The sequence below is a fragment of the Fulvivirga aurantia genome (assembly GCF_009711475.1).
In the GTDB taxonomy this organism is placed as follows: Bacteria; Bacteroidota; Bacteroidia; order Cytophagales; family Cyclobacteriaceae; genus Fulvivirga; species Fulvivirga aurantia.
The window spans coordinates 1-1,028 of the sequence record NZ_SMMD01000222.1 but is presented as its reverse complement, the minus strand read 5'-3'; the positions used below and the strand labels follow the sequence as shown (position 1 = coordinate 1,028).

Genomic DNA, 1,028 nt, shown 5'->3' with positions numbered 1-1,028 from the left:
ATCAAAGTTCAACCCTAATAAGAATAGACTCAAAAACTTAAAAGGGAGCGCTGCTCCCTTTTTTTATGCTTTTTTCTTTCTAAGACTAACTGCAGTCCATAACCCTACTGCTGCTCCAAATAAGTGACTCTCCCATGAAACCATAGGATTTGATGGTAATACTCCGTAAAAAATACCACCATATAGCATGGTGACGATTACAGAAATTATAAGAGATCGTAGGTCTCTCTTAAAAAAACCATAGAATATCAAGAAACTAGCAAGTCCATAGACAAGGCCACTGGCTCCTATATGAAGACTAGGCCTGGCAAATATCCATACCAATATATTAGTTACGAAGTAGCATCTAAGAAATACTGCTGTGGCTATTTTGTTGTAATAAAAGAACAATACCACTCCCAAAAACATCAAAGGAATGGTATTAGAAACCAAGTGCAATAAATCACCATGTAATACAGGTGCTGTTACGATCCCTATAAGACCAAACATCGTGCGGGGGTAAATGCCAAAAACACCCAGATTTAAGAAAAAGGCTCCCTCGATTACAAATACGAGCCACATAAAAAATGTCAATCTTAATGGAGGTATTGAACTACCTACCAGTGTTCTTTGCCCTGCCGACATGTAGTTAATGGCTCGGAGCCTTAATCATTTCAAGGCCTATTAGTTTAGATTCCTCATAACCCACAGCCATATAGCCTAGTACTCCGCCTGAGGCTTCCGCTATTTTCTTAGCCATATCTTTGATACTTGCGTAAAACTCCTGAGCAAAGTGTGGATCAAGTTTTGGAAATATTTGATTGACTTTTTCAAGCTCACCTATAATAAGTGGGTTACGATCTGCAGCGTCTTTAGGATAGGCAGCAATCATAATTTTCATTTTATCTTCAAAATCCTGACCTGCCACACGATAGTATTCTATAAGATCTTCCCGAGCGCTTGTTTGTTTACTTTTAGAAAGACTCACTGCCTGTTTTATTTCAGATTTATCAATAGTACCATCTGCACCGGCAATTAAAATAGAAACA

General features: G+C 38.1%; 2 protein-coding genes. Both read right to left on the bottom strand.

Features of this window, described 5'->3' with window-relative positions; all coding sequences use genetic code 11:
- Positions 1–63 precede the first annotated feature (63 nt).
- Positions 64–624, bottom strand: coding sequence for a rhomboid family intramembrane serine protease (locus tag E1176_RS00725; protein WP_246205899.1), 561 nt, complete (start codon positions 622–624; stop codon positions 64–66).
- 4 nt (positions 625–628) lie between these two features.
- Positions 629–1,028: hypothetical protein (locus E1176_RS20245; RefSeq protein WP_185152511.1), on the bottom strand; the 400-nt coding region annotated here is incomplete at its 5' end.

What these genes read in the sequence shown, in the direction of transcription:
- E1176_RS00725 (WP_246205899.1), bottom strand. Translation starts at nt 624, where the DNA reads ATGTCGGCAGGGCAAAGAACACTGGTAGGTAGTTCAATACCTCCATTA.